7 protein-coding genes are annotated in these 6,280 nt (G+C 53.5%); all 7 read right to left on the reverse strand.

What is annotated here, in order from left to right; translation table 11 throughout:
* Positions 1-74: 74 nt before the first annotated feature.
* The gene (gene lptB / locus THS27_RS22430; protein WP_371456127.1) at positions 75-896 is read right to left on the reverse strand and encodes an LPS export ABC transporter ATP-binding protein; all 822 of its coding nucleotides are present in this window, start codon (positions 894-896) and stop codon (positions 75-77) included.
* An 18-nt stretch (positions 897-914) separates the two neighbouring features.
* A complete protein-coding gene (locus THS27_RS22435) occupies positions 915-1,784 on the reverse strand; it encodes an LptA/OstA family protein (protein WP_085594673.1) in 870 nt (289 codons plus the stop codon).
* Positions 1,781-2,491: an LPS export ABC transporter periplasmic protein LptC gene (lptC, locus tag THS27_RS22440; protein ID WP_085594675.1), complete on the reverse strand. Its 711-nt coding sequence runs from the start codon at positions 2,489-2,491 to the stop codon at positions 1,781-1,783. Before lptC ends, THS27_RS22435 begins: the two co-directional genes overlap by 4 nt.
* A 2-nt stretch (positions 2,492-2,493) precedes the next feature.
* Positions 2,494-3,486, reverse strand: coding sequence for an SIS domain-containing protein (locus tag THS27_RS22445; RefSeq protein WP_085594677.1), 993 nt, complete (start codon positions 3,484-3,486; stop codon positions 2,494-2,496).
* Between the two features lie 120 nt (positions 3,487-3,606).
* The gene (locus tag THS27_RS22450) at positions 3,607-4,218 is read right to left on the reverse strand and encodes a ribonuclease D (RefSeq protein WP_085594679.1); all 612 of its coding nucleotides are present in this window, start codon (positions 4,216-4,218) and stop codon (positions 3,607-3,609) included.
* 145 nt (positions 4,219-4,363) lie between these two features.
* Positions 4,364-5,647 (reverse strand): O-antigen ligase, encoded by a 1,284-nt coding sequence (locus THS27_RS22455; protein WP_246833067.1) that lies wholly within the window; start codon positions 5,645-5,647, stop codon positions 4,364-4,366.
* The coding region (locus tag THS27_RS26970) for a glycosyl transferase family 2 (RefSeq protein WP_085594681.1) at positions 5,644-6,280 on the reverse strand (637 nt) is incomplete at its 5' end. The genes THS27_RS26970 and THS27_RS22455, both read right to left, overlap by 4 nt.

Raw genomic sequence — 6,280 nt, forward strand, 5'->3', positions numbered from 1 at the left:
ACAATCCAGTCAATTGTTATCAGTCCGAAAAAGACAGGGACAGCCAAATATTAGAGCCAGGACCCTAAATTGTTTTAAAGACTGAACCGGTCACCCAGATAAACACGGCGCACATCGACATTGCGAACAATCTCGTCCGGGCCGCCTTCCATCAAGACCCGACCATCATGCAGAATATAGGCCCGGTCAATGATGTCGAGGGTTTCACGCACGTTATGGTCGGTAATCAAAACCCCGATACCACGATCTTTCAAATGCCGTACCAGATCGCGAATATCGCCAACCGCAATCGGGTCAATCCCGGCAAGCGGTTCATCAAGCAACACGAAATTGGGATGCGCTGCCAGCGCGCGGGCAATTTCACAGCGGCGACGTTCCCCACCCGAAAGAGCCAGCGCAGGCGTGCGGCGCAAATGCTCAATCGCAAATTCGGCCAGCAAATCTTCAAGGTTTTGCTCGCGCTTGATCCGGTCACCTTCGATGACTTCAAGAACAGCCATGATGTTCTGTTCTACCGTCATGCCCCGAAAAATCGAGGCTTCCTGTGGTAAGTAACCAATTCCCATGCGCGCACGCTGATACATCGGCATCATCGTAATATCGCGGCCATCCAGCGATATCGTGCCCCTGTCTGGCGATATCAGGCCGGTGATAATGTAAAAGCTGGTGGTTTTACCCGCCCCGTTCGGCCCAAGCAGGCCAACCGCCTCGCCGCGCTGTACAGATATGGAAACGTCCTTTAAAACCGGGCGCTTTTTAAAACTTTTGCCCAAATTATGTGCCACCAGCCCCTTATTTGCACTCACCAGTCGCGGCCCGCCCGCACTTTCGGCGTCAGGCAGGGCAATAGACGCATCCGCGCCCGGAGTATTTGTGCTTTTGCGAGACCAGAACACTGTCTTTCCGACCCTTCGTCAGTTTGTTTTGCCGGCTGGTTTGGCAGCGGCTTCGGGTTTCTTTTCCTTGTCAGGCACCAGCAAACCACGAACCCGTGATTTCCCGTCTCCCTTGCCATCTGCCATCAGACGGCTAATTCCGGTCTTAAGGTCAACAACGGCGCGATCCCCGTTTAACTGGTTTTTGCCGCGCGTGATCTTAACCGATCCGGTTAAAGTCGCGATACCCGTTTTTGCGTCATAAACCCCTTGATCCCCCACAACAAAATCTGTGGCTGTTTCAATGGTAACATGACCATAACCGTCAATACGTTCAAGTTCGTTATCGCCCTTGGCAGACTGAACAAACCGGGCACTTAGCACATCGGCACTCAATTGACGCCCTTCAGATATAGCAACAGCATTGCCGCGCGCCACCGCCATATGTTTGGCTTCCCAGTATTCCAGGCTGTCTTTTGCGGTCAGGGTTTCGGTCGGGGTCTTGTATTTAAGGTTTTTGCCCGTCAAAACCACCACCGCCTGGTCAATATCATAAATGGCCAGGTCGCCCGTTGCGACATCGGTGCTGGTCGACAATTTTACATGGCCATGTGCTTCCAACCGGTAAATTTCGGTTCCGGTATCAGCTTCACGATAGAAAGCGCGCAATTCATCGCTATTGACCTGTGAATCGCCACGGCGGGCAAATGCATTGCCCCGTGCGATCAACACATTGTCATTACGGCGCCATTCAATACCATTATCGGATTCAACATCAAGGCCGCCGGCACCTTGCTGGGTCAAACCCAGCGATGCCGCATGAACCGGGCTGATCCCTGCACCGCAGGCAAGCCCAACCACAAGCGTCGCCGCAAATAAAACCCCACCCCCGCGCGGCGTTCTGATCATGATTTCCCTTTCATTGCCTTGTCAAAAACCGTCAGTTTCGATTTGCCCAGAAAATGTATAACAGACCCCTTATCTTCCAGCTCAAATCCTGAATCGGACTTAATTGTTCCAAACGGCCCCTGCCCGTCAACCGGGTCAGTCCCGCTGGCATTCCCCTGTTTTAACCTGATTTTGGCACTTTCGGTATGAATCTCGAACCCCTTGTCGTGATACATATTAACAGCACCATTCAAATCCAGCCTGCTTTTACTTTCGGTATAGAACCCTTTATCCGCCGTCAAGGCGACCCAGGTGCCATCGGTCAGTGTCATATCGGCCTGCGGGCGCTCCAACAGAACATGTTCCATTGCACTTTCGCCGTCCTTGCGCTGCTCGATTGCCTCTGTCGCCGTTACGGTAAAAGGCTGGCGATTACCATCCACGCCAAAAAACCGTGGATTGCTCATGGCGACATTTTCCATCAGATCATCGGGTGAACTGGAAAAACCAAGACGAAACCCGCTTTCCTGTATCTGTTCGATCTGCGGCCACAATACCACCAAAGCCAGCAATGCCGCCGCAACCATTGGCAGAATTAACTTTAGCATTAAAACAATGCTGCGGCGAACCGGATTGATTTCAACATTGCGCCGTGTCGACGACAGCCGGTCGCGCGACTGCGGATTATGCGTCTCGCCACCGGGAATATCGGACTTTTCAGCGCTCATGATCAGGCAACTCCCAGGCGCAGCAAATCATGAATATGCACAAGACCGCACGGAGCACCCTGATCATTAACGACAAACAGCGACGTGATGCTGCGATCATTCATGATCGCCAGCGCTTCAACCGCCAGCAATTCGGCCGTTATGGCCTTTGGGTTGCGGGTCATCACGGTTTCAACCGGGCGCAAAACCAGATCATCAGCCATGTGACGACGCAAATCACCATCCGTTACGATCCCGGCAAGTTTACCGGCATCGTCCACCACGCCAACACAACCAAATGATTTGCCCGTCATTTCCATCAGGGCATCGGCCATACGGGCCTGTATCGAAATGGTTGGCAACTGATCGGCACCATGCATGACTTCGCGTACCCGCAACAAACGCTGGCCCAGCTTGCCACCGGGATGAAAAGTGCGGAAATCATCGGCGCTAAACCCGCGCCGTTCCATCAGGGCAACGGCAAGGGCATCGCCAAGGGCCAGCATCGCGGTGGTCGATGTCGTCGGTGCCTGGCGGTTGGGGCAGGCTTCAAGACTGTTGGGTAACACCAGCGGAAAATCACACTGGCTGCCGAGCGAGCTTTCGGCGCGGCGGGTCATACCGATTAACGGGATATGAAAACGCCTTGTATAGGCAATAATATCGGATAATTCCGGTGTTTCACCCGAATTGGACATCGCCAGCACGGCGTCATCCTGCCCGATCATGCCTAGGTCGCCATGGCTGGCTTCGGCAGGATGAACAAAAAACGAAGGCGTGCCGGTGGACGCAAAGGTTGCGGCCACCTTTTTGGCAATATGACCGCTTTTGCCCATGCCTGTTATCACCAGCCGGCCCTTTAACCCTTCAATCAGGGTAATGGCCCGGCAGAAATCACCATTAAGCGACTGTGCCAGTTCTTCAAGCGCAGCCGCCTCAATACCCAGAACCTTGCGGGCAACAGCGAGATCGTTTTTTTCGGCTTCGGTAACTGTCATGGGCTTCTTTAATGTCATCGGTCCACCACCGGCCCGATTGCGATTTAATCTACAACCGGGGTTCACTGGCGTAAAAATGTGTCAACAACACGGACGTTTGGCCCATCACCCTAACGGGTAACGGGAGATAAACCGGTCCTAATGGGCAAAGATGTCTGTTTCGGCCCATCCTGCAAGGTCCAGGCTGGCGCGGGTCGGCAGGAAATCAAAACAGGACTGGGCAATTTCCATGCGACCTTCACGAACCAGGCGACGATCAAGCTCTTCTTTCATCTTGTGAAGATACAACACGTCGCTGGCAGCATAGGCGATTTGCTCGGCGCTTAGCTCGGCGGCACCCCAGTCCGAGCTTTGCTGCTGTTTGGAAATTTCAACACCCACCAGCTCGCGCACCAGGTCTTTCAAACCGTGGCGGTCGGTATAGGTCCGGATCAGTTTTGAAGCGATTTTGGTGCAATAAACCGGGGCGCAACGTACACCAAGATACGCATCCATGACGGCAATATCGAAACGGCCAAAATGGAACAATTTCAATACATCCGGGTCCGCCAGCATTTTTTTCAAATTGGGCGCGCTGTAATCAGCGCCATCAAATTTGACCAAATGGGCATCGCCATCACCAGACGATAATTGTACCACACACAAACGGTCACGATGCGGGTTTAACCCCATCGTTTCGCTGTCGATCGCAACAATTTTGCCAAGATCAAGCCCGTCGGGCAAATCTCCGTGATGGAGGTAATTTGTCATCGCGATTCTCCGGTCTGAAAGTTTGGCCCTGTCTTAACACAGCAAAGGCGTGCCCGCGACGCAAAAGACATCTCTAATTTGCGGATAATATGCTTAAAATCGGCAAAATCCGGGCATTTGGACCACACGGCACAAAACAGGCCCCCTAACCCGTAACATGGGACGACCGCTTAAAAACATTCAACGCCGCCACCGCACAGCCAATTGACATCCAGGCAAGAATGGCCGGCCAGTTTGAAAAGGCACTTTGTGTTGCAGCAAAGGGAAAGAAAGATGCATTCAACGTTGCCAGATAGAAGGCAACCAGCACCGTTTGTGTATGCCCGGCACGGATCAACCGCACCCCGGCCCAAATAACAATTCCGACAAAAACCAGCCACGGCAATGTTCCGGCAAGGCCACTACTGGCCAGCCATTCGGCATAAATATTATGAGGGTGCGGATAACAGCCAAATCCCAGCGCTTCAGGTGGTTGCTGTGCGCGGCAAACTTTTTCAAAGCTGCCCATGCCAATACCGGTTAAGGGGTTTTCGGTAAAAAAGCGCCAGCCCATCAAAACCAGCTTGCCATAAATCGAGTCTGCGTAATCAGAGACAACGGACCCTAACGCAACCACACGCCCGGCGATACGGTCGCTAAAGGACAACAAAAGCCCAAGGCCCACAACCCCAACTGCGCCTAAAAACACCGATAGCACCCGGGCGCGACCACCGCTGATAAACAAGCCAATCACAATCGCAACCAGCCCCATCAGGGTTAAAACACTGGCAGTACGTTCCCCACTGAGGAAAATAACAGCCAGCACCGGCACCATCACCCAGGCACCGATCAAAAACAGACGTTTTTCCCCAAGCTGTTCGCGCGCCACAAACGCCAGAGCCATAATACCGAATGCCAGTTTTGACAGGTAGCTGCCAATATTTGGGCGATCAAGCGGCCCGGTCAGGCGATCTCCGTTTGAGACCATTCCCTGCCCACCCAGCAGCGAATAACCCGCAAAAAACTGATAAAACGCATCAAGAGCGGCAACAAACAGGGCGGCAAAAGTTGCATAACACACCGCACGGATCGCCGCCTTATCGACCAGAACCCAGCGGGTGACTGCGGCATAAAACACCACAAACCGCACCCAGATCAGCCCACGGGCAAAATTTTTCCCCGGATATTCGCCAAAAGGGGCGACCACAACTACCAGCATCAGCAATGCCAGCAGCAAAACCGCAACATCGATCTGCCGCGCCCATGCCCAATCACGGCGCAAGGTACTGCGCACCAGAAACAATACTGCCACCAACACCAGCGATACATCGGCAGCCCCGCGCGCAAACAGCAAAAAAGTCGGGATCAGGCACAAAAAGACCAACGCCGCCATATGCAGGCGACGTTCGATTTTATCACTATAAGGCAGTGCAACGGCAAATCTGGTCACGGGCGGTCGGGCCTCCGAATTGCGGGGATTTGGGCAAACGCATCATGGAACATATCTATCATTTTGCTGTCGGGGGATAGCAAACCTGCCTTGGCGGCAAAATAGGCAAACTGAACTTTTAATCCCGGCAGCGCCGCGCCATCGCGTGCGGCCTTGCGCGCTGCAGAAACACATTTCCGAGCCAGTTTCATTCGGCTACTGGCCGGCAAATCAGGATGCTGACGCAAAAAATGATAGAACGTCATGAAGCGGTCGTGATGTTGCTGAATTTTGTTGTCCGACAAATGGCTTCCCGCTGCGGGCACCCAGGTGACAACTGCCGAACTGTCAACAAGACAACGGGCATGGGCCGCCAACCTTAATGGCAGCGATTCATCCTGCACAAATACCTGTTCATCGCACCCGCCAGCACGCAAAAAAAGGGCTCGTTCGACAAGCCACGTCATGCGGACGATCCCCCGGCCCAATACCCGGCCCAGCGGATCTTGAAAAACCTTTTCCGCCCCGTCGGGCATAATAGTGCCTGCCTGTATCTGATCAATTGGATCGGCAGTTTTGTGCCATTTCCCATGTACCATATCGGCATCATGACGGCCAGCAAGGCCCAGCAACGTGGCAATAGCATTGGGGGCC

The sequence above is a fragment of the Thalassospira sp. MCCC 1A01428 genome (genome assembly GCF_002115825.1).
Classification (GTDB): domain Bacteria; phylum Pseudomonadota; class Alphaproteobacteria; order Rhodospirillales; family Thalassospiraceae; genus Thalassospira.